Raw genomic sequence first — 21,068 nt, forward strand, 5'->3', positions numbered from 1 at the left:
ACTCAGATGGGAAGCCCCTGATCGCACACGACGGGAACCGCGTCGTCGGGGCTCAACGCGTTCAGCACCATTCGCAGCGTCGCCGGATCGAAGGCGATGCCGAGATGGCCGACCTCGTCGTCGGGGCACACACTCTGCACGGTTTGATTGACGACGTTGGGGCCGGGCGGCAGGAAGCCGACGGTGTACGGGGTGATCACCTCGTCTGTGACGCTGATGATGTTGTGATAGAGCACAGTTGGCACGGGCGGCGGGTACGTCGCCGGATTGTTCAGGTCTTCGCACGCAGGGCAGCCGAGGGACAGGAGGGGCTGCAACGCAGGGAGGGTATCGACCAGATACGTGATCCCCTCGAACGCTGTCACACGTGAATAGGACGCAGCGAGCCCGATGACGCGACGGACCGCTGCGGGGTTGCTTTCGGTGTAGATGCGTTGGACAGCGGCACCCTGAGAGTGTCCGACCAGGTCCACCCGGTCGGCACCGGTCCAGGCCCGTACTTGATCGACAAAGGCACCGAGCTGCTCGGCCGAGGTGAAGAGGCTGTCGACCGCTCCGCTGCCGAGGCTGAACGGGGTGCGTCCGTATGTCAGTGTGAAGACGCAGTAGCCGTTGTTGGCGAGTGTCGGGGCGAGCGCTGCCCAGTTCGCATTCTGGTTCAACCCTGCACCATGGACCAGTACAACCGGCGTCGGGTGAGCTGTACTGCGACACGAGGGTCGGTTCGCGCCAGGTGGCGCGACGTCGGGTTGGCCGATGCCTGCGACAACGGCTGCTAGACCGTCCGTTGTTACCGGGAACTCAGCGGCATGCACGGTAGGTGCCATCGCCACAGTTGCAGATACGACTACCGCGAACACCCCCGCTACGAGTTGGTGCTTCACAGTCGATTCCTTTCCGACCGAGACCGGTTCGAGGCAGTCGGGGTTGCGTCAGTTTATCGCCGTCGGTGCGCCGCTCCACATCGATTCTCGTCTCGGACGGAGCATCATCGGGTAGCGTCAGCCTTCTTCCCGAAGGAAGTCGACCATGTTGCAGACAGCGCCTGTGAATCGTTGTGGAACAACATGTTCGGCGCCATCCCGACCTCGTTCGCGGTTGCTTGGTGCCACCTTCCTGACGGCTTGCTTGTCGTTGCGGCTTGCGGGTCGGACGACGCCGCGACATCGGGGGACTTGCCCGCCGACGCGCTGGAGGTTGTGAATTCTGCTCCGTTCGCGCATGGGTCAGCCGGGGTGTGCTCGACGGGCAACTGGAATACATCGATCCGGACGATCACATCTACGCCTATGCGATCCCGACGTCGCAGCCGGTGAAGGCCGATCCGCTAGCCGGACGGTGCTCACCCAGATTCAGCAGCACGGCTGAAACACAGCGGCTTCACGCAGCCTTGCGGGCCGCGACCTGGCGCTCGAGGTCGACGATGGCCTTTTCGAGCCCTGCGGCAATGTGTCCGACGTCCGGCACCTTGCGGGTTGCGACGGCGATGCCGAAGGTGATCTTGTCGCCGTGTCCGATGCACGTCATGTTGACGGGGCTGTTGTGCATCGGCACCGATACCGGAACCAAGGCGTCGAGGCGGGCGCCGTCCAGGTACAGCTGAACCTTCGGTCCCGGGATGTTCGACATGACGAGACCGAATGCCGCAGGCGTCCGCTTGCCGAATCGAAGGGCCAGCGCGGCAATCATAGGTCCGTTGGCGAGTACCGGCTGCAGCACGAGGCCAGGCTCGGATAGGTGCGAAAGCTGCTCTGTTGCAGTTGCATTCGATCGGGCGATGGTCTGCAGGCGCTCGATGGGATCGGCGATGTTGGTGGCGAGATCGACGGTGATGAAGCCGAATGCCGAACCTGGACGATTGTCGTTTTCGTCACGGGTGCTCATCGGCACCCCGGCGGTCAGCGGTGTCGACGGCACATCGGCGTGTTCGGCGAGGTAGGTGCGCAGCGCCGATCCGCATGTGTAGAAGGCGATGTCGCTGAATTTTGTGTCGGTTGCGTCGGCGAGTGCTTTGAGGCGCGAGAGATCGAATTGTGTGTACGCGATGCTTCTGTCGCTGTCGATTCTGCCGTGCCACACGGTTTTGGGAGTTCGGTACGGAACCGTCAGTGCCTGACCGGCATAGGTGCGGCGCATCATCTCGTAGATCGTCCGGCTCAATTCGTGTCCGGCAGTTGCTCTGGCAGCCAACTGTTTACGCGCTGCGCGCAGACCCCGCCGCGGTGTGACCGGTGTATCGACGCGGCCGGTCGGTCCAACGGTGAACAGCGGCGAACACGGATCGGCGGCGGGATTCGGCGTCAGCCACTGGAGCAAACGACGCATGCCGGTGACTCCGTCGGCAAGCGAGTGGTGAATTTTGATGAAAGCAGCGAAGCGATTGTCGGCCAGGCCCTCGATCAGGTGCAGTTCCCACAGCGGCCGCGACGGATCGAGTCGGCGGCTGTGCAATTCGCCGATTACAGAGTTCAGTTCGTCCTCGCCTCCGGGTTGCGGCAGGCAATGAACAACGACGTGGTGATCGACGTCGATCGTGTCGACTTCACGCACAAACGGGAGTTGGGGCAGTTTCGCGTACGCAGGTGCGAGATTGAACGGGCTGACCGGCTTGTGTGGACCACGCATCCGATCGACGAGTTCGGGAACGAAGCTGGCCGTGGCGTCGTCCGGAAGCGTGAACAACATAAGCAGCGCCGCATGCCATGGCATGTCGTCGCTCTCTATCAGCAGAAACGCTGCATCGAGCGGTGAGATGGCCTTGATCGACATGGGTGTGCCCACTTCCTCGGGGACGTAGAGTCTGACTAGCAACGGAACTGTCACGATGTTACAATATTAGTTACTGTGTTGCTTAAATGGCAATCTGCGTTGCCCAGCGCGCCTCGTTGGACACAGGTGCCAACTCCGGTAAGTCTGTTGTCGTGCGTCGTGCCGCGGTTCCCCTGCTGTCGTTGACCGTGGGAGTTGTGCTCGCGGATTCGGCGATCGTCACGCTTGCGCTGCCGGAGATCCTGCGGCATCTCGGTGGCAGTGTCGCTCAGGTCGCGTGGGTGCTGATCGCGTTCAACCTCGTACTCGCTCTGGTCGTCGTACCCGCCGCGTGGGCTTGCACACGCTGGAATCCCGCGCCGCTGTGCGCAGCCGGAATCGCAGTGTTCGCCGGTGCCTCGGCCGCATGTGCTCTGGCCGGCACGATGGAGGTGCTGATCGCCGCGCGTTGCGCGCAGGCGCTCGGTGGTGCCTTCGCTCTGGTCGGTTGTCTGGAACTGCTGGTCTCGGCGACCGACGAGAAACGTGGCGTTGCTCGCTGGACGACGGCGGGTGTTCTTGGGACCGCCGTCGGACCCGTCGCGGGCGGACTGCTCACCCAAGCCATCTCATGGCAATCGATCTTCGTCGTGCAGGTTCCGATCGCAGTTCTGGCAGTACCTGCTGCGCTTGCGATCCGAGGCAATCCCGTTCGCGCCGTAGACAAGCAGCGCCCAGCCTTCGCGCCGAATCTCGCGTTGGTGTTGCTTTCCGCTGCGCTCACCGCTGCGTTGTTTCTGCTCGTCTTGCTACTGGTCGAGGGTTGGGGTCGTTCGCCGGCAACCGCTGCGCTGACAGTGTCGGTTGTGCCGGTCGCGGCTTTCGTTGCGACGCCGCTGGCTCGACGGGTCCGGGCTGGGCCACGCTCGGAGACCGCCGCCGGTTGTCTGCTCATCGCGGGCGGTCTAGTCGGGCTTGCGATTCCGCCATCGGCGCACCTGGCCTGGACGATCGCGCCGCAGGCGTTGATCGGGCTCGGACTCGGGCTGACGGTGGACTCACTCACGTTCGCAGCCCTGCGTGATCGGGTGCCGCGGGCGATTCACGGCGGCTGGACGATCGGCGCTCGGCACGCGGGAGTTGTTCTCGGCCTTGCACTGTTGACGCCGGTGTTCACCGCTGACCTGGTCGACGCCCAAGGCCCTGCGCAGGAAGCCATCACGGGATTGGTGCTCGATGCGCCGCTGCCCGTGCGGGACAAGATCGCCCTCGCCAATGGCCTGAGCGACCAACTGGCGAGCGAGCGAGGCCGGGTGCCCGACCTCCATCCGGCGTTCGCCGCGCTGCAGGTCGCCCCGGAGCAGCGTCCCGCTGCTCAGGCGCTCGAACGGAACCTGGACGAACAGCTCGAACGAGCCGCGACTCGGGCCTTTCGCGACTCGTTCCTCATCGGCGCGGCATTGGCGTTTGCCGCGCTTGTGCCGCTGATCCCATTCGGCCTATGGCGGAGCAGGGTGAAGACGTGACGGTCCGCGCTGCCATCCTTCCGACCATCGCCGCGGCGCTGGTGAGCATCGTGCTCGGGGTCCAGGTCGCCAACGGTGGCGGTGACTTTGCCCCGGCCCGCACTGCGGACCCGTGCGTCGCGAGGGTCGTCGAACCGATCGCGACCGGCATCGAAGCGCTAGGGGCGAGGCTGGTGTTGCTCGGATTGGACGGCGCCGCATGCCAATTGCGCGTCTCACGCGAAGCGCTTGTGTTGCAGCTCGCGCAACCGAGAGAGCGCTCGGACGCCGAAATCGAGGCGATGCGAACGGGATTGCGCAATGCGGTGCAACGAATGCAGGCCGACGGCACCCTCCCGCCTGCCTCCGATCTCGCCGACGAAGCGCTCGCCAACGCGGACCTGCCGGGCTACGTGAAGTCGCTGCTCCGCCGTCTGCCGGACTCGATGGTGAACGGCGCCTTGAAGACCGACGACATTCTGCTCCGCGCTATCGACGACCTCGACCTCCGCGCGATGCTGGCTGACCTGTCCGACACCGACGACATCACCCGCATGATCAACGACGCGGTCAGCCGAGCGGTGAAGGATTCCCTGATCGCCAGGTTGCGCGACCTGCTGCCGGGTTGATGACTGTCAGTGCGGTTGCGACTGAAGTACGATCGCCACTGAGCAGGATTCCATTAAATTTCACTAATACCAGGAGTGGCTGGTGCTGGATCCGGTCAGATTGTTCACTTTGTGCGAGGTTGCCGAGCAGGGTTCGATCACTGCAGCGGCTGCTGCGCTGGGTTACACGACTTCTGCTGTCTCCCAACAGATCGGCAAGTTGGAGAACGAGGCGGGGCAGCCGCTCGTCGAGCGGCACGCGCGGGGAGTTGTGTTGACCGAAGCGGGTCATTCGCTCGTTCGGCACACCAAACGAATTCTCGTCGAGCTCGAAGCGGCCGAGGCCGAACTCGCGGAGATACGGGGGTTGCGTGCCGGAGTGTTGTCGATCGGCACGTTCCCCACAGCGGGTTCGTCGCTGTTGCCGCTTGTGGTCAAAGAGTTCAAGACCCGTCATCCCGGTGTCGAGGTGAAGGTGGTCAGCGGTCGGTTCGCTCAGCTCGTGGATTCGCTCCGCCGCCGTGAGACCGAGCTGTCCCTGTTGTGGGACTACGAGTGGAATCGGGTCGATGATCCGACTTTGACCTACCACCATTTGATGAACGACCCGACTGTGCTGCTGCTTTCGGCGCGACACCGTCTCGCCGACCGTGATTCGATCCGGATCACCGAGCTGCGCGACGAGTCGTGGGTGGTGCGCGCGGACGATCATCCGGCGGCCAAGACTCTCGAAAAGCTTTGTCAGCAGGGTGGTTTCATGCCGAGAACAAGCGTTTTCGCTCACGACTACGGTGAGGTGCAGGCGATGGTCGGCGTCGAGCTTGGTGTAGCTATCGCGCCGCGGCTCGCGGTGCTCAACCTTAGGCCTGATGTTCGGTCGATCCCGCTCGCTACCCGATCGCCGCAACGTCGGATTCTGGTGGCGCACTTGGCTGAACGGCGGCTGAGTCCGGCTGCTCAGGAAGCGATAGCGGTGTGCGCTGCGGCGGCTCGACCGTTGGCCGAATCGTTCGAGGCGACGTAGCCGACAGCTATCCGGCGGTGGCGGACAGTGGTGCGGAGACGAAGAGTTCTGCAGAGGCGATCCGGCGGGCCGCCCTATGCAGCGTTACCGATTCGAGAACGCCGTTGAGTGAGGTTGCAAAGTCGACGTCGAGTACGCCGGCAAGGGTTCCCAGCCGGAGCGACCCTGGCCAGCGGACGCGTAGGTGATCGGAGACCACGCTGTCGGCAACGGTGGATGCCGCTGCGACGGCGACGGCCGAGGTCAGTCCGATGGCGGGGTGTGGGGCGAGCATGGACAGCATTCGAACCGAGATGTCGTACTCGTCGGCGTCGACGACGACGCCCGCACTGGTTCGGTAGGTCGTCGGCGGCCCGATGATCCCGACTTTCGGGATCGCGTGAGTGATCGGATCGCCGGGCCTGCTCAGTCCCATACGTAATGCGGATTCGCGCCGAAGCCGCATCAGCAGCGGCAGGTGGTCGGTGAGGGTCCGGCTGTCGTCGGCGCCTGTCATCCCGAGGTCCGCGGCGTCGAACAGCGCTGCGGGCGCGCCTGCGGTGATCATCGTGGCGACGTATGCGTGCTCTCCGATCTGGATCCGGTCCGTAGCGCTTCCCGTTGGAAGTAGTTCTGTTGCAACGGAATCGAGGCCGGTGAACGAGAGCCCCACCGGTACGCCGAGGGCGCTGGTCCCCGGAACTGCAGCGCTACCTTCGGTGGGGATCAGTCCGCCTGGGGTGGCGATCTCGGCCGTGAGTACCGAACCGGTGTTCTGATTGCGCATTCGAACGGTCGTCAATACCGAATCGACCGCCACCAAGCCGGATTGCAGGGCGTACAAGCCGATCGCGGTTGCGCAGTTGCCGCAATTGCTTCCCCATTCGACCCGACGGTCTCCGATCGCGACCTGGGCGAACAGGTACTCGACGTCGATGCCGGGATCACTCGACCGACGGACGATCGCCGCCTTCGATGTGGTCGAACTGCCGCCGCCGACCCCGTCGAGTTGCAACGGATCGCCGGACCCGAACGCTGAGGTCAGCATCGCGTCCAGTCCGCCGGCCTGGGCGATGAACGGATCGACATCTACTGCGTTGAAGAGCCAGCATTTGCTGGTGCCTCCACGCATCCAAGTTCCTCGGAGTGTGAACACAGCCACGGCCCACCTTTCGGTTTCAGAAGTTTTGCGATTCCGCTCGGCGCTCTGCTGTGAGAGCGCTATCCGTGCGGTGTCTACTACCCACACTGGTCGAGATAAGGGTGGAGAACAATCGGGAATTTGTCGACGAGGGTTAACCTTTGCTAAACCCTCGACCGGTCGGTCGAAACGATCAGACCAACGTGGGGACGACGACCAGCACCAGCCAGCACAGCGCAGGCGCAATCAGGACGACGATGCCGGCATTGAGCAGCAGTTGACGGTAGAACCGCGGCCGTTCGATGTTCTGCGCGTTGGCGAGGACCAGTGCGCCGTTGGTGGAGAAAGGGGAGACGTCGACAACGGTGGCCGAGATAGCAAGCGCCGCAACAACGCCGACGACTGGGAGCGCACCCGTTTGCAGCAGTGGCAACGCGAGTGGAATCACCGCGGTGAGCAATGCCGTCGAGGATGCGAACGCAGAGGTGACACCGATGACGTAGCAGAGGACTACCGCGACGAGTAGCGGTGCGCCGATCGAGATGGCCATTTCGGCGAGGTGGTCGATTGTGCCGATCTCTTGCAGCAGCGAGATGTAGGTGACCATGCCTGCGACGAGAAGCACTGTGGACCAGCTGATCCCGGCGATTGCCTCACTCTGTTTGGACATGTCGGTGAAGGCGAGGATCGCTCCGGCGGCGATAGCGACGAAGCTGATCGGCAGATGCAGAACGAGGACCAGAACCAACACGACCGCGATCAGTACGAGAGTGAGCTTCTGGACCTTGGTGACCTGTAGCGGTTCGGGTGCTGTGACGGTCGCGGTTCGCGGCTTTCGGACGAGCAGTTGGGTCGTGCCACCGCCCGATCCGCCTGCAAGCGGCGCGTGGTCGTCGTCGGTGCAATGGATCTTGCCACTACCGCCCCCGTTGTCGTCGTTGTCGTAACTCGAACCGGTTGCGGTGAATTCGAGGTGCCGCACCTTGGCGAGGGCTGTGTAACCGACCACCGTCAGAATCGAGAGCAGCAAGTTGATCCCGTAGCTCGCGAAGAACAGTGTCCACGGAGCGATCGTTAGCCCGCTGCTTTCGACGATGTCGCGGACGAGAACGCCGGCAACGGAGATCGGCGAGAACGCTCCGGCGTGTGCGCCGTTGATCGTCATGATGCCCATGACCAGCGGACTCATCCGGGTCCGTGCGGCGAACGACATGCCTGCCGGCGCGATCAGCGCGACAGCGGCGGGGCTGAACGTACCGAGTGCGGTGAGTACCGAGGCGCAGAAGAAGAACACCCAGGGAACGATCGTCACTCGTCCGCCGACGCCGCGTATGCAGGCGTTGACGAGGAGATCGATCGTCCCGTTCTTCTTCGCCATCCCAAAGAAGTAGGTCACCCCGATGATCGTCAGGACTATCGAACTGGGGAAATCGGCGAGGATCTCTTTGTCGTCGTAACCGAGCAGGAAATAGCCGACGACGAAAGCACCGATGAAGCCAAGGATGCCGATATTGATAGGGAAGAAAGTGGCTATGACGAACATGGCCACCAACGCGATCAGGGGCAATATCTCAACGGAAGTCATGGGCGTTCTTTCGGTTCGGCGGCTGTTCGCGCACGGGCTCATCGGAGCAAGAAGCGAGCGATGCCGATCCTGAGCTGGTAGGTCTCGGGGTCTGCATGTCACATCCTTCGCTTTCGTTACGTAAATCACACTAAGAGGGCTCAGGGTTAATGACAATGTCGCGTTACTACCACTGGCTTAAGCTGAACTAAAGGCTTTCGAACATCCGCCGAACGGGTCACCAGTGCTCGCATTTTCGCGAAAAGTGAGCACTGGTGACCCGTTCGTCGCTCTAGCACCCTTCCCGCGTTATCCTTTCCACTGTGTCCGACACGATCGATGTCGTCGATTTCGGCTCGCAGTTGCAGTTCACGTTCGGTGATCTGCGGCTGTACAGCGGGCCGAGATCGGTAGGCGGTCTTGCACATTCGTTCAGAGTTATGCAGCGAGTCTTCCCAGTGCTGTCGCCCGATGGACCTCCCGAACGACGCGAAATCCAGGTGCGCACTGCGCATCCAGGGCCGGGCGTTCGCGACGGGATCGAGTTCGTCACGCGAGCCGTCGTCGAGGACCGCTTCCGTCACGACCCGCAGTTCGCCCGTACGGACGGCGGCGATCGAATGGCGTGGTGGGTCTTCGAATTTGCTTACCGCGGCAGAATCGTCACTGCACACGCTCGCCAAGAGTTCGTCCCCGAGGCCCTCATGCGTTTCGCCCTGCTCGGTCGAAAGGCGACAACCGACGAGCGTGCACAATTTCTCGCTGAGATCGAGAAGATGTCGAAACTTGTTCTGGCCGCTCGCCCCGACGAGATCTACGACATCGTCGAGGTGGCCTGATCGCGACGCGGTGGTGACGGGTCCGGGTCAGGTAATCGTCACGGCGACAGCACATTTACCAGGCCTCGACGACGTCTTCGGTACACCGAGCTTCGGCACGTTCTCCGTGACGCCGTAGGTTACGCGTCGAACCGGCAACCGAGTGCCGGGTGATCTTTGTCAGCACCTGCCGATGACAGATCCCAGCGAAATCGATGATCGCGCGCACTACTGGTGACAGCCTGTCTCGACCAGGTTTATAGCCATGAACACAACACGGATCGATTCACCTCTGGCCAACCTGGTCACCGACGCCAGTCGCTTCGGCCCCGCCCCGAGCCGAGGGCGTGAAGTGGCAGTCATCGTAACTACCGTCGTGCTGATGGCGGCCATCCTGGCCATAGTGCAGCCGACGATCGTCTACACGGCTATCGCGTGCGCCTTGGTCGTCGGAAACTTTGCGGTCCGCTGGGCACTCGGCACCCGGAAGTGGGGTTCGCGATGACCACCGTGATCACCGCACGCGGACTGCGTCGTGTTTATGGCCAGGGCGACAACGCATTCGAAGCGGTCAAGGGCATCGATCTCGACGTCGCCGAAGGTGAGGTCTTCGCGCTGCTCGGCACGAACGGGGCAGGCAAGACGTCGACATTCGATCTCTTGGAGGGACTTTCGGCACCCACCGCGGGCGACGTCGAGGTCTTCGGCCTCGACCCTCGTCGGGACCGAAAGCTGGTGCGCCCGCAAGTGGGCATCATGCTGCAGTCCGGCGGCCTCCCCGCCGAACTGACCATCGCCGAGACCTTGGAGATGTGGCGCGGCACCTGTTCCAATCCGACCACCGCTGCAGCTGTCCTGGCTCAGGTCGACCTCACCGACCGGGCCGACGTCCGAGTCGGATCGTTGTCAGGCGGCGAAAGGCGACGTGTCGATCTTGCGTGCGCGCTGCTCGGGCAGCCGCGTCTGCTTTTTCTCGACGAACCGACGACCGGGCTCGATCCCGAAAGTCGTCGTGCGACCTGGAAACTACTCGCCGGGCTCAAGGCAGCCGGTGTGACGATGGTCTTGACGACGCATTACCTCGACGAAGCCGAAGCACTGGCCGACACCATCGCGATCATGCACAAAGGCCGGATCGCGCGCCGTGGCACCCTGCGCGACATCGTCGACGAGCACCCTGCGCGCATCGTCTTCGACCATCCTGGCCTCGAGTTGCCGCCACTTCGCGGTGCGCGGCTCGATCCACAATCGCGGGTGACGGTCTATACCCATGACCTGCAGGCGCATCTGTCCGAACTGCTCGCTTGGGCCGGCGCGCACCGACTGCGACTGAACGGCCTGGAAGCGCGCGCTGCCTCGCTCGAGTCGGTGTTTCTCGACATCGCCACCGACGAAACCGACGCCAACAACACTGCCGAGACCTCGGCGCCAACGAACGACATGATCGGAGCCCAACTATGACCACCCTGATGGCGGCCCCAGCTGTCGGCTACGGCAAACGCCCACTGACGGCGCTCTCCACGGCCGAGTACCGGCAGTTCCGCCGCAACAAGACGCTGGTGATCATGGGAACGGTGTTCCCCGTTGCTCTGCCGCTGGTCTCGTTCTTCCTCGCACGGAACAACCTCGGGTCGACGGCGGAAGTGGCGACCACCGGCCTGGAAATGTTCGCGTTGATGGCATTTCTGTTCGTGCAGTACTACTCGGTGCTGTCGATGATCACCACTCGCCGTGGCGAAGGGGTCTTGAAGCGGCTGCGCACGGGTGAGGCAGCGGATTGGCAAATTCAGACCGCACCAGCGGTGCCCGGCGCCATCCTCACCGTTGCCGGTGCTGTGATCGTCGGCGGAGTGATCTATGGCGCCGGATCGCCGGCACCGGTCAACCCGGTGGCACTGGTGATCGCCCTGCTCGGCGGTATCGTCCTCTTCTCGCTACTGGGACTTGCTACCAGTGCCGTCACGAAAAACGCTGAGGCAGCACAGATCACGTCGATGCCGGTGATGATGATCGCGTTCGTCGGACTGACCTCGATCCGCAACGTGCTGCCCGACCGCCTCGGCGCTGTCGTCGACTGGACACCTTTCGCGGCGCTCTCCGACCTGATCTCCCTCGGCGCCGCAGGCTTGCCTGCGACGGCCTCTGACTCAGCAGCGGCGCTCGACTTCGCGGGGACCTTCGCCGAGATGGCCCAACCGCTTGCGACACTGGGACTGTGGACCGTGTTGGCACTGGCAATCGTCGGGACGAGCTTCCGCTGGGACGACCGCGGATGATGCGAGTGGCCATCTGGTGGCGTGAGCAGTCGGGGCCGGCGAAATTCCGTCTTTATGCACAGCTCACGCTCCCGGTGGCCATCGCTGCGGTCGTGGTCCTTGCGAGCATCGTCAGCGCAGCGGTGCCACTGGCTGCTGCCGGGATCGTCGTCTCCGGGATCGCGGCGATTCTTGCCGTGCAGGCCCAACCCGATCTGGCCGCGTGGAGTACATCCGCGCTACGGCGGTGGGCGCTTCCGGTCGGGACATCGATCCTGATCGCGGTCTGGCTGGCCTGTGTCGCCGCAATCTACCTGGGAACCGACGAGTCCGACGGTGACGCGATTCGCTCGACAGGGCTGATCTGCGCACTGCTCCTGGCGCAGTCGGTCGTTCCGTTCCTGCGATACCGGTGGTGGATCGTTGTCGGGATCGGAATCGCCACCGGCGCAGCCCTCGGATCGTCTCTTGCCGGGGGTGTGCGGTTGGCTGCGCTGACTGCTGCCCTTGCCGCTGTCATCGTTGCCAGCACCCTGTTGACGAGATGGGGCCTTCAGATCGTCGAAGACCTGGATCGCGCCAAAACGATCGAGGCGCAGTTGCAGGTTGCCGAAGAGCGATTGCGTTTCGCGCGCGACCTACACGATGTGGTCGGCCGCGGGTTCTCGGCGATCGCTGTCAAAAGTGAACTCGCCGCGACACTCTCGCGATCCGGAGCCGCCGACCGCGCGGCCACCGAGATGGAGGACGTCAGGCACCTCGCTGTCGAATCCATGAACAGAATGCGCGATCTCGTCCGTGGCTACCGGGACATCAATCTCGAAGGTGAGGTTGCCGGAGCCCGCTCGCTGCTGGCGGCCGCGGGCTGTCAGCTCACCATCGAGGGCGACCCGACCCGGATTCCAGCGCAGTTCCACGAGGTCACCGCCTGGGTCGTGCGCGAAGGCACGACGAACATCGTCAAGCATTCGGCAGCCACAACGGCGACGATGACCTTCGGCGGCGCCGGAATGTCGTTGCGCAACAACGGTGTCTCCGTCAAGTCCCGCTCTGCCCGTGATCCAGCTCAGCAGTCGGGTCTGCGCGGACTCGCCGAGCGGCTCGCCACTGTCGGCGCGGTGCTGAACACCACCGCCACCGGCGATCATTTTGTGCTCGAAATACGTTGGGAGAAATCGTGATTCCAGTCCTGCTCGCCGATGACGAAAACCTGATTCGAACCGCAATGGCGGCGATGCTCGACCTCGAAGACGATATCGACGTGATCGCCGACGTCGAATCCGGCGAAGAGTTGATCGCCATCTGGCGGCGGCGAGTCGACGACGGTGAGCAGGACGCAATGGCGGTCATCGACTTGCAGATGCGCGGTATGGACGGAATCGACACTGCAATCGAACTGCTGGCACTTACTCCTGGAGCCGGCATTCTGATCGTCACCAGCCATGGCCGACCGGGCTATCTGAAACGAGCACTCACCGCCGGGGTGCGGGGCTTTCTACCCAAAACCACTTCTGCGGCAACGCTTGCCGAAGTCATCCGCACGGTAGCGAACGGCGGACGCCACGTCGACCCACAACTTGCTGCCGAAGCCATCAGCACAGGTGACACGGTGCTCACCGCACGCGAAGCCGACGTACTCGAGTACGCCATCGATGGTGCGTCCACAGAGGAAATCGCGATCCGCGCTCACCTGTCGCTTGGCACCACACGCAACTATCTATCGACGGCGATGGCCAAACTGGGTGCGTCCAACCGATACGAAGCGGCTCTCACCGCGCGCAAGTACGGATGGATTTGACCGGTCAGCACTGATCGTTGATCAAACGATCGAGTCGTTGCTGGGCGAGGGCGATCATCTGAATGTTTCCACCTTCGCGGGGGCGGGCTTGGAGTGCGCTCAGTGTTGCCCGTGCGTCGGCGAGGTCGCGTTCGAGTTCTTCGCAGCGCCGTTGCTCGTTCTGTTCGTCCTGGCGTCGATCCGCGCCGTCGTCCTGACTGATGTTGACGGCGTTGCGGAGGGTTCCCGTGGCTGATCGCTCGAGTCCGCGGCCGCCTTCCTCGCGGACGATCCAGCCGACCGTGAAAGTTTGGCCGTTTTCGTCGAGCGCTGTTCGGTAGACGCCCTCGTTCGTTTGCGCAGGTGCGGCGGTGAAGGCATGGTCGGTGCCACCGATCCGGACGGTGCCTGTCACTGTCGAACCGTCCACTTGGGCGTCGACAGTGGTGCCGTTCGGATCAGCGAGGGCAAGCCGGGAGGTGTCGAACGACCCCGCCGGCCAGGCCCAAGTGGTCGCACCGTCGCAGACGAAAGCAACTGCTTTGTCGCCGGATACGACGACCGCGATGTAGGCGTTCGTGCCGTCGACGCTGCCGAGGTAGGTGTCGGCTGGACGTGGCGCGTCGGCGAACGGGGATGGGATCGAGTCGAGGATCGACTGTGCGTCTGCCGCTGCTGCAGGCGACGCCGCAGCCGAGGTGGATGTCGTTGTAGCAGTGGGGGAGTCGTCGCTACTGCACCCGGCTAGTGCCGTGAGTCCGGTTGCTGCGACGGTAGCGAGGGCGATGCGAATCGGCAGGTGACGCATGGTCGTTCTCCGGATCGGTTCGGCGGGGGAGTAGCTCTGCTCCTACCCAGGTACGAGTAATGCGATCACAAAGTTCGAGTTCACAAAAGACCCGACGAGGGCGCGTAACAACTGTTAATGCTTAGCTCTTGCGCTAAGTTTTGATCCTTGATACTTTGCCTTATGGCTCAGTATTCGCAGAACCTCGACGGAGTCTTCCAGGCTCTGGCGGATCCAACACGGCGTGCGGTGCTTGGTCGACTCGGTCAGGGCCCCGCGAGCATCAGCGAGCTGGCAAGGCCGTTCGATATGGCCTTGCCGTCGTTTATGAAGCACATCCACCTTCTGGAGGGCAGCGGTTGGATCCGTACCCACAAGACCGGACGTGTGCGGACCTGTGTCATCGAACGGACCTCGTTCGACGTCGTGGAGTCCTGGCTCGCCGAACAGCAAAGGCTCTGGCAGGGCCGCACGGACAGACTCGAAGCATTCGTCACCAATTACGAAGAGGGAGAACAGAAATGACGTCATCGACACACCCCGAGCTCGACCTTACGATCACGCGAATCATCAAGGCGCCACGCGAGGCGGTGTGGAAGGCCTGGGCCGACCCGACCCGCTTCGAGCAGTGGTGGGTTCCGGCGCCTGCGGTCTGCAAGGTTGCGGAGATGGACCTGCGGCCCGGAGGTTCGTTTCGTACGCTGATCAGCGAAGACGGCGGCGATTTCGCTCCGCACCTGAACGGCTGCTTCCTTGCCATCGACGATCTCGAACGGATCGTGTTCACCAACTCGCTCGTCGGTGGTTGGCGACCCGCCGAAGACCCGTTTATGACGGCAGTCATCACGATGCGCGACCATCCGCTCGGTACCGAGTACATCGCCAATGCGATGCACCGCAACGTCGTCGATCGCGATCAGCACGAAGAGCTCGGTTTCTACGACGGGTGGGGGACTGTGATCGACCAGCTCGCTGGAGTTGTCGAGCGCGTTGAAGTGTAGGGCGGGCTGATCCAACCCTGTTGTGTCCCTTGCGGATTGTCGCCGAGGGAGAGAATGGAACGCGCCGCGCAAGTAGTCCATCGAGTGCATAGTTCTTCAGGCAAATTCCGCGCATCGAACCTGAACAACTATGCAGTCGGCGGCCTTCTCTAGGCTGAGCGACATGACTCCGACCGAAGACCTCGTCTTGCTCGAGCGCGAAGGTGCAGTGCGGACCATCCGGCTCAACGCGCCGCAGCGTCGCAATGCACTCGACGCCGACCTGCTTCGCGAACTGGCAGCGGCGATCGAGACGGTGCGAGCCGATGGTGATGCCCGCGCGCTGATCGTCGCGGGTGCGGGCAAATCGTTCTGTGCTGGAGCCGATCTCGGTGGCATGTTCGGCGACATCACGAGACCTGTGCATGAGCTGCGGCGCCATCTCAAAGGTGTCTACGGGTCGTTTCTCGGTATCCGAGACCTGACGATCCCGACGATCGCGGCAGTGCAGGGCGCCGCAGTAGGTGCCGGAATGAACATCGCCCTCGCGTGCGACATCGTGGTCGCCGGACCTCGCGCTGCGTTCGGACCGACTTTCGCGGAAATCGGGTTGCATCCAGGCGGCGGCTGCTCGTTTATGCTCACCGAGAGGATGGGTCCCGCGCAGGCCACCGCTGCGTTGCTGTCCGGCGACATCATCAAGGCGGACAATGCAATTCGTCTCGGACTCGCGAACATTCTCGCCGACGAGCCGGAGGTGAAAGCGCGTGAACTCGCCACCAGGTTCGCTGCCCGCAGTCCCGAACTCAACGCCAACATCAAGAGGTCGGTGCAGATCGCGACCACGTCGGATCTGGCTACGTCGGTCGATTTCGAATCGTGGGCGCAGGCGTCATCGGTCGGCAGCGACGAATTCAGGCGCTACCTCGACAACTTCGGCAAAGCCTGACGGCGATCACGCGTCGAAGTCGAGTCGAACCTTCTCGCTCGCGGCGCGCGTTTGGCAGGTCAGCACGAACCCGTCGGCAACTTCGTCGTCGGAGAGGATGAAGTTCGCCGCCATCGGTGTTGCCTGGCCATCGCACACCTTGGCCCTGCACATTCCACACACCGCTTCCCTGCACGACCACGGAATGTCCTGTCCGGTGCGCAGTGCCGCGTCGAGCAGTAGCTCGTTGTCGGTGAGCTCGATCGTTTCGTCTGCACCTTCGAAGTCGAATCGCAGCTGCGCGCCCGCAACGCTGGTGGCATCGGTCGGTGCCGGTTTGGCGGTGACTGCTGATGTCGATGCGATCGTGTTGAACAGCTCCAGGTGAATTGCTTTGCGCGACACGTCCTTGGCAAGCAGGGCATCGCGAACAGCTTCGGTCATCGGAGCCGGTCCGCACAGGAACCAGTGGGCGGCGTCCTCCAGCTCGAGTTCGGCGAGTCGGTCCGCGTCGATGAATCCGCTGGCAAACCCCGCGCCGCTTCTGCCGCCCTTTTCGAGCACGTGCAGCACCGTCAGCCGATCCCCGTATTGCCGGTCCAGGGCGGCGATTTCGTCGAAGAACATCACCGAACTTCGATCCTTGTTGGCGTACAGCAAGGTGAATCGGCTGTCGGGCTCTTCCTCGAGGACACTGGCCATGATCGATAGAATCGGTGTGATGCCGCTGCCGCCTGCGACACCCACGTAGTGCAACGCGTTGGCTGCGTCCAGTTCGGTATGGAACCGACCGGCGGGTGGGACCACGTCGACCTCGTCGCCGACTTTCAACTTCTCGACGACGTAGGTCGAGAAGACGCCGTTGGGTGTCTGCTTGACGCCGACTCGCAAGGTTTGTGCGGAGACGGGCGCACATATCGAGTAACTCCGCCGGACTTTTTCGCCGTCGATGACGGCTTCGACAGTGAGGTACTGCCCCTGCTTGTAGCGATAGGTCTCGGCGAGTTCGGGCGCAACGTCGAACGTGACGGCGACACTGTCGGGAGTCAGCCGAGTCACGTCGCTGACGGTGAGTCGGTGGACGCTCTTCGAACTCTCCGGTCGTAGGCGCGGCCGCTCCGACGGTGCGAGCGGATCACCGATCAGGCCCCACGGTAGAAACCCGGTGGCGCGCCGAATCGCCTGGACGGGAGCCGAATTGGTCACCATGTCCGGCAGCGACAACGATGTTCCGTTGGAGGGCCCCGACTCCTCACGCGGTTTCGGTTGTTTACCCGGCCCCGATCCCGCGCCCGCGAGGGTGCCGCGGCTCAACTTGCCGAGCCCTGGAATGGTCAGGATCTTCGTCGCTGCAGCGAACGCCGCTGCGGTTCCGGTGTCGACGCCCCGACCTAGCACCCCGCGCTCGACGTCGGCGTCGTTGATCAAATGGCTGGCGCGCCAAAGCCCAGCGGCGGGTCCACCGATCAGGTTGTTCTCGCTCAAGAACTCGACCACGTTCTTGCCCCAGTCGGCGCGAGTTCGGTGCATGTTCGGGTTTTCGCGGGCCGTCTTGTAAGCCTTACCGGGGTCGAGGCCGATCGCGCCGTACACCCCGGGACTGATCAGAGCTTCGACGATGGCGAATCCGACTACGGCGCAGAGGGTTTGCTGAATCAGCAACTCGGCGGGGTCCAGACCCTGCTTCATCATGTCGGAGATCTGTTCACGCGCGAATCGAATGTGCCGCGCTTCTTCGGTGACGTGAATCTGGTTGATACGCTTGATCAGCGGCTCTATCGTCTCGTCGGACAACATCTCGCGCTGAGCTTCGTCGAGTATCTCCTCGGCTACCAGGATCGCAGCGTACGAGCTGGGTCCCCAGGTGATCGCCTTGAAGACGCGGCCGAGTTCGTTGAGCACCTTCGAGTGCCGGTGCGGTGGAATGCCGGTGCGCGCGAGCACTTTTCCGAACATGATCGAGTGGTGGCATTCGTCGGCAACCTCGGTGAGCGCCCACTGCATGTGTGCCGTGCGCGGATCCATGTCGTAGGCGCTGCGAAGCACCAACTGCATGAGGATCATCTCGAACCAGATCCCCGTGCTCATCACGCTGCCGAATTCGTGACGCGTCAACTCGACGCGCTGGGTTGGGGACAGGGTCTCCCAGATGTCTGTGCCGTAGAGAGTCGAGCGATGCAGCGGCATAAACGGTGCGTCCCCGACAAGTGGAGCGTCCCAATCGATGTCGGACCAGGGATCGTAGGACTGCTTGAGCGAGGATTTGATCAGCCTGCTCGAGATCTTCTCGGATGCCTCGAAACGTTCGTCGACTGCGCCGGTCATGTCGCCTCCAAATGCACCGTCAAAAACACCGCTGTGACCTAGATCACGGAGCCTAACATCGGCATCGGCACGAGGCAGTGGTGTTGCGAATCCCGGTTCAGGTGTTGGGCGCACCTAGAATCGACCGATGGCGAAATACGGTCTCTGGCAATCGGTTAAGCATTACATGCTCAGCGACCTGAGGCCGGTTCTCGAGTCAGATTCGATCGCCGATCTGGAGAATTTTGCGTTGGAACGCGGCTGGTACGCGCCGGCTCCCGCCGTCATCGCCCGCAACGACATGGGCACGTGGATTCCGTCGATCTGGGTGCGTAAGTCCGGTCTCGTCGACTTGAAGCCGGACCAGCCGATCAAGTACGTGGAGGTTCGCGAAGGCAAGCGGCCGTGGCCGAACCATCTCGGCGAGCCGCCGAGCGTCTGACTTGCGTCGACTGGTGCGATACGCCGGCCATCAGTAGCGACAGAGCTTTGTCCGCTGCTATCGGCAGGCCGAGCAGGAACCCCTGAGCGACATCGCAACCGCACCTTCGCAGTGCGTCGAGTTGTGCGGCCGTCTCCACTCCCTCGCCGACACACGTGACGTCGAATGCCCTAGCCAGCATCACCATGGCCGACACCATCGCTTCGGGACGGGTGCCGGGTAGGTCGGCGATGAAGGATTTGTCGATTTTGAAACAGTCGAAGACCGGGTAGCGGCGCAGATAGTTGATGGAGCTGTGACCGCTGCCGAGGTCGTCGAGAACGATCTTCACGCCCATTTCATGCAGTGTGGACAACGTTCCTGCCACTCGAGCGGTGTCGGAGACCCAGACCGTCTCGGTGATCTCCAGCCCCAACGAAGCTGGGTCGAGGCCGGTCCGCGTCAAGATCTCGGCGACTTGCGAGACGAAGTCCGGGTCACGCAACTGCAGTGCACTGACGTTGACGCGGATGCCGACGTCAGAGAATTCGCGCCATGACACCGCTTGCTCGCACGCTGTCTGCAATGCCCATTCGCCGAGTTCGCCAACTAGTCCGGTTCGCTCCGCGATAGCGATGAATTCGGACGGGCCGATCGCGCCGAGGGTCGGATGCTGCCATCGCGCAAGCGCTTCCATGGCGTCGATGGCACCTGTGGTCAGGTCGACCAAGGGCTGGTAGACGAGAGTCAGATTTCCCCGACTCAGACCGGTTCGCAGGTCCACGGACAGTGCCCGCGTTCGTTCGGCGTCGTATACGTCGCTCTGGTCGAAGACGGCGTGGCCCCCGAGGCCGGTCTCCTTGGCTCGATACATGGCGAGATCGGCGCGACGGATCAGTTCTTGCCGTGTTGTCGTGCAATCCGAGATCGCGACGCCGATGCTTGCACTCAGGGGTGCGGGGTCCTTGTCGAACACGTGGGCGCGGCCGATCGCATCGGTCAGGGTGCGCGCGATCACCGCGACGTCGTCGGCCCCGACGATTCCGTCGCAGACGACCAGAAATTCGTCGCCGCCGAGTCTGGCGACCGTGTCGTCCGGACGACTGGTCGCGACAAGTCGTTCGGCGAACCGGATCAGCGCGAGATCGCCTGCATCGTGGCCCAAGCTGTCGTTGATGATCTTGAAGTCGTCGATGTCGATCAGCAGCACGGCCATCGTCGTCCCGGCACTGTTTGCCCGCGCAAGGGAGGCGTCTATGCATTCGTATGCGTGTGCACGGTTGGGGAGCCCCGTCAGCGCATCTCGCATGCTGCGCTCGTGCAGCTGTCTATCGAGATCGAGACGTCGAATCGCTGCCGAAAGAATGCCCGTGACGGTCTGCAGAAACGCGATGTCGCGATCGGTGTAAACGCGGTTCTTCACGCTGTGCACCGACAGTGCACCCCACGCGTGAGCACCGGCCGGGATCGGCACACATACGCCACTTCGAAAACCGTAGGACGCCATGGCGACCGTGGAGAAGCGCGTCTCGTAGTCGCGGTTCTCGCAGATCACGACCTCGTTGGTGAGAAGTGAGTAACCCATCAGGGACCATGTGCCCGCGGGCAGGTGCGGTGGCCGGGGTGGCTTGCCCGCGAAGGCTTCGACGGTGAGCAAGTCGGCATCGGAGGGTGAGATCCGCGTGATCATCGATCGGTTGACGCCCATCAAAGTCGACGCGGCCGCGGTCGCCGCCTCGAGCAGTTCACCGAGCTTTCCATCGAGGGCGAGCTTGCTCAGTCCCGCAACTGCCTGTTGTTCCGCTGCTCGATATTCCAGTGCGTCGACGGCGGCTCGCCACTGTTCATATTCGACTTCGCGGTAGTCGCGGATGATCAGGGCTGTGATCGGGTCGTCGTCGATGCTCTCGATGGCAAACGCTGAAATTTGGACGGGGATCTGTTGCCCGGTAGGACCGTGGTGGATGTGGCCAGGGCCGCACCACTGCCCGGACTGGGCCACTACCTGCGCTAGATCGTCGTAATCGCTGCCGCCGAACAAATCTCGCACCGAAAGGTTCGAGCCCGCGAAGGATTGTGGCATACCTGCCAACGCCGTCCCTGCCGGGTTGATGTAGAGAACCTGACCTGCCGAATCCGTCAGGACAATCGAATCGGGTGATCCGTCGAAGACCGAGCGCAGCAGCTCGACGGTCTCTGTTTCGTTCTGCACCGCATCCTCCCCGGTTC

The 21,068-nt window shown here is 63.0% G+C and carries 20 protein-coding genes; 13 read left to right on the top strand and 7 right to left on the bottom strand.

Annotated features, from left to right (window positions below):
* Positions 1-2: 2 nt before the first annotated feature.
* Together JGU71_RS00280 and JGU71_RS00285 are read right to left on the bottom strand one after the other, a co-directional pair.
* Positions 3-884, bottom strand: coding sequence for an esterase/lipase family protein (locus tag JGU71_RS00280; protein WP_199700907.1), 882 nt, complete (start codon positions 882-884; stop codon positions 3-5).
* Positions 885-1,380: 496 nt separating this feature from the next.
* Positions 1,381-2,823 carry a wax ester/triacylglycerol synthase family O-acyltransferase gene (locus tag JGU71_RS00285; protein ID WP_199700908.1) on the bottom strand — a complete coding sequence of 481 codons (1,443 nt, stop codon included), beginning with the start codon at positions 2,821-2,823 and terminating at the stop codon, positions 1,381-1,383.
* 32 nt (positions 2,824-2,855) lie between these two features.
* Here JGU71_RS00285 and JGU71_RS00290 point away from each other — a divergent pair, with 32 nt between their 5' ends.
* The 3 genes from JGU71_RS00290 (at position 2,856) to JGU71_RS00300 (ending at position 5,885) form a co-directional block, all read left to right on the top strand.
* Entirely contained in the window at positions 2,856-4,274 is a 1,419-nt protein-coding gene (locus tag JGU71_RS00290) for an MFS transporter (protein ID WP_199700909.1), read from the top strand.
* Positions 4,250-4,882 (top strand): hypothetical protein, encoded by a 633-nt coding sequence (locus JGU71_RS00295; RefSeq protein WP_199700910.1) that lies wholly within the window; start codon positions 4,250-4,252, stop codon positions 4,880-4,882. The genes JGU71_RS00290 and JGU71_RS00295 overlap by 25 nt, the downstream gene beginning before the upstream one ends.
* An 82-nt stretch (positions 4,883-4,964) precedes the next feature.
* Positions 4,965-5,885 (top strand): LysR family transcriptional regulator, encoded by a 921-nt coding sequence (locus tag JGU71_RS00300; RefSeq protein ID WP_199700911.1) that lies wholly within the window; start codon positions 4,965-4,967, stop codon positions 5,883-5,885.
* Between the two features lie 7 nt (positions 5,886-5,892).
* Here JGU71_RS00300 and JGU71_RS00305 read toward each other — a convergent pair whose 3' ends face one another.
* Both JGU71_RS00305 and JGU71_RS00310 read right to left on the bottom strand, forming a co-directional pair.
* Positions 5,893-6,996: a PrpF domain-containing protein gene (locus tag JGU71_RS00305; RefSeq protein ID WP_199700912.1), complete on the bottom strand. Its 1,104-nt coding sequence runs from the start codon at positions 6,994-6,996 to the stop codon at positions 5,893-5,895.
* Between the two features lie 202 nt (positions 6,997-7,198).
* Positions 7,199-8,590, bottom strand: coding sequence for an SLC13 family permease (locus JGU71_RS00310; RefSeq protein ID WP_199700913.1), 1,392 nt, complete (start codon positions 8,588-8,590; stop codon positions 7,199-7,201).
* 302 nt (positions 8,591-8,892) lie between these two features.
* On the opposite strand from JGU71_RS00310, the gene JGU71_RS00315 reads away from it, so the two are divergent.
* The 6 genes from JGU71_RS00315 (at position 8,893) to JGU71_RS00340 (ending at position 13,440) form a co-directional block, all read left to right on the top strand.
* Entirely contained in the window at positions 8,893-9,408 is a 516-nt protein-coding gene (locus JGU71_RS00315; protein WP_199700914.1) for a hypothetical protein, read from the top strand.
* A 244-nt stretch (positions 9,409-9,652) separates the two neighbouring features.
* Positions 9,653-9,892 (top strand): hypothetical protein, encoded by a 240-nt coding sequence (locus tag JGU71_RS00320; protein ID WP_199700916.1) that lies wholly within the window; start codon positions 9,653-9,655, stop codon positions 9,890-9,892.
* Positions 9,889-10,848 (top strand): ABC transporter ATP-binding protein, encoded by a 960-nt coding sequence (locus tag JGU71_RS00325; RefSeq protein ID WP_199700918.1) that lies wholly within the window; start codon positions 9,889-9,891, stop codon positions 10,846-10,848. The genes JGU71_RS00320 and JGU71_RS00325 overlap by 4 nt, the downstream gene beginning before the upstream one ends.
* Positions 10,845-11,663 (top strand): ABC transporter permease, encoded by an 819-nt coding sequence (locus JGU71_RS00330; RefSeq protein WP_199700919.1) that lies wholly within the window; start codon positions 10,845-10,847, stop codon positions 11,661-11,663. The genes JGU71_RS00325 and JGU71_RS00330 overlap by 4 nt, the downstream gene beginning before the upstream one ends.
* A complete protein-coding gene (locus JGU71_RS00335) occupies positions 11,663-12,823 on the top strand; it encodes a sensor histidine kinase (RefSeq protein ID WP_233528630.1) in 1,161 nt (386 codons plus the stop codon). The genes JGU71_RS00330 and JGU71_RS00335 overlap by 1 nt, the downstream gene beginning before the upstream one ends.
* On the top strand, positions 12,820-13,440 hold the full coding sequence (locus JGU71_RS00340) for a response regulator transcription factor (protein WP_199700921.1): 621 nt from the start codon (positions 12,820-12,822) through the stop codon (positions 13,438-13,440). The genes JGU71_RS00335 and JGU71_RS00340 overlap by 4 nt, the downstream gene beginning before the upstream one ends.
* A gap of 4 nt (positions 13,441-13,444) precedes the next feature.
* Here JGU71_RS00340 and JGU71_RS00345 read toward each other — a convergent pair whose 3' ends face one another.
* On the bottom strand, positions 13,445-14,227 hold the full coding sequence (locus tag JGU71_RS00345; protein ID WP_199700922.1) for a hypothetical protein: 783 nt from the start codon (positions 14,225-14,227) through the stop codon (positions 13,445-13,447).
* A 162-nt stretch (positions 14,228-14,389) separates the two neighbouring features.
* On the opposite strand from JGU71_RS00345, the gene JGU71_RS00350 reads away from it, so the two are divergent.
* The 3 genes from JGU71_RS00350 to JGU71_RS00360 all read left to right on the top strand — a co-directional run bounded on the left by JGU71_RS00350 (position 14,390) and on the right by JGU71_RS00360 (position 16,135).
* The gene (locus JGU71_RS00350; RefSeq protein ID WP_199700923.1) at positions 14,390-14,731 is read left to right on the top strand and encodes an ArsR/SmtB family transcription factor; all 342 of its coding nucleotides are present in this window, start codon (positions 14,390-14,392) and stop codon (positions 14,729-14,731) included.
* Positions 14,728-15,207, top strand: coding sequence for an SRPBCC family protein (locus JGU71_RS00355; protein ID WP_199700924.1), 480 nt, complete (start codon positions 14,728-14,730; stop codon positions 15,205-15,207). The genes JGU71_RS00350 and JGU71_RS00355 overlap by 4 nt, the downstream gene beginning before the upstream one ends.
* A 163-nt stretch (positions 15,208-15,370) precedes the next feature.
* Positions 15,371-16,135 (top strand): enoyl-CoA hydratase, encoded by a 765-nt coding sequence (locus JGU71_RS00360; protein WP_199700925.1) that lies wholly within the window; start codon positions 15,371-15,373, stop codon positions 16,133-16,135.
* Between the two features lie 6 nt (positions 16,136-16,141).
* Here the strand turns inward: JGU71_RS00360 and JGU71_RS00365 are convergent, their stop codons facing one another.
* Positions 16,142-18,439, bottom strand: coding sequence for a diiron oxygenase (locus tag JGU71_RS00365; protein WP_199700926.1), 2,298 nt, complete (start codon positions 18,437-18,439; stop codon positions 16,142-16,144).
* Positions 18,440-18,566: 127 nt separating this feature from the next.
* Here JGU71_RS00365 and JGU71_RS00370 point away from each other — a divergent pair, with 127 nt between their 5' ends.
* On the top strand, positions 18,567-18,860 hold the full coding sequence (locus JGU71_RS00370) for a hypothetical protein (protein ID WP_199700928.1): 294 nt from the start codon (positions 18,567-18,569) through the stop codon (positions 18,858-18,860).
* Here the strand turns inward: JGU71_RS00370 and JGU71_RS00375 are convergent.
* The gene (locus JGU71_RS00375; protein ID WP_199700930.1) at positions 18,790-21,051 is read right to left on the bottom strand and encodes a bifunctional diguanylate cyclase/phosphodiesterase; all 2,262 of its coding nucleotides are present in this window, start codon (positions 21,049-21,051) and stop codon (positions 18,790-18,792) included. The genes JGU71_RS00370 and JGU71_RS00375 overlap by 71 nt on opposite strands.
* Between the last annotated feature and the right edge of the window lie 17 nt (positions 21,052-21,068).

The sequence above is a fragment of the Antrihabitans stalagmiti genome (genome assembly GCF_016482825.1).
Taxonomy (GTDB): Bacteria; Actinomycetota; Actinomycetes; order Mycobacteriales; family Mycobacteriaceae; genus Antrihabitans; species Antrihabitans stalagmiti.

Excerpts from the sequence above, each read along its gene's own strand:
- JGU71_RS00365 (WP_199700926.1), bottom strand. The coding sequence starts at position 18,439 with ATGACCGGCGCAGTCGACGAACGTTTCGAGGCATCCGAGAAGATCTCG.
- JGU71_RS00360 (WP_199700925.1), top strand. The coding sequence starts at position 15,371 with ATGACTCCGACCGAAGACCTCGTCTTGCTCGAGCGCGAAGGTGCAGTG.
- JGU71_RS00350 (WP_199700923.1), top strand. The coding sequence starts at position 14,390 with ATGGCTCAGTATTCGCAGAACCTCGACGGAGTCTTCCAGGCTCTGGCG.
- JGU71_RS00330 (WP_199700919.1), top strand. The coding sequence starts at position 10,845 with ATGACCACCCTGATGGCGGCCCCAGCTGTCGGCTACGGCAAACGCCCA.
- JGU71_RS00290 (WP_199700909.1), top strand. The coding sequence starts at position 2,856 with ATGGCAATCTGCGTTGCCCAGCGCGCCTCGTTGGACACAGGTGCCAAC.
- JGU71_RS00335 (WP_233528630.1), top strand. The coding sequence starts at position 11,663 with ATGCGAGTGGCCATCTGGTGGCGTGAGCAGTCGGGGCCGGCGAAATTC.
- JGU71_RS00345 (WP_199700922.1), bottom strand. The coding sequence starts at position 14,227 with ATGCGTCACCTGCCGATTCGCATCGCCCTCGCTACCGTCGCAGCAACC.
- JGU71_RS00325 (WP_199700918.1), top strand. The coding sequence starts at position 9,889 with ATGACCACCGTGATCACCGCACGCGGACTGCGTCGTGTTTATGGCCAG.
- JGU71_RS00355 (WP_199700924.1), top strand. The coding sequence starts at position 14,728 with ATGACGTCATCGACACACCCCGAGCTCGACCTTACGATCACGCGAATC.
- JGU71_RS00310 (WP_199700913.1), bottom strand. The coding sequence starts at position 8,590 with ATGACTTCCGTTGAGATATTGCCCCTGATCGCGTTGGTGGCCATGTTC.
- JGU71_RS00320 (WP_199700916.1), top strand. The coding sequence starts at position 9,653 with ATGAACACAACACGGATCGATTCACCTCTGGCCAACCTGGTCACCGAC.
- JGU71_RS00370 (WP_199700928.1), top strand. The coding sequence starts at position 18,567 with ATGGCGAAATACGGTCTCTGGCAATCGGTTAAGCATTACATGCTCAGC.
- JGU71_RS00305 (WP_199700912.1), bottom strand. The coding sequence starts at position 6,996 with ATGCGTGGAGGCACCAGCAAATGCTGGCTCTTCAACGCAGTAGATGTC.
- JGU71_RS00295 (WP_199700910.1), top strand. The coding sequence starts at position 4,250 with ATGGCGGAGCAGGGTGAAGACGTGACGGTCCGCGCTGCCATCCTTCCG.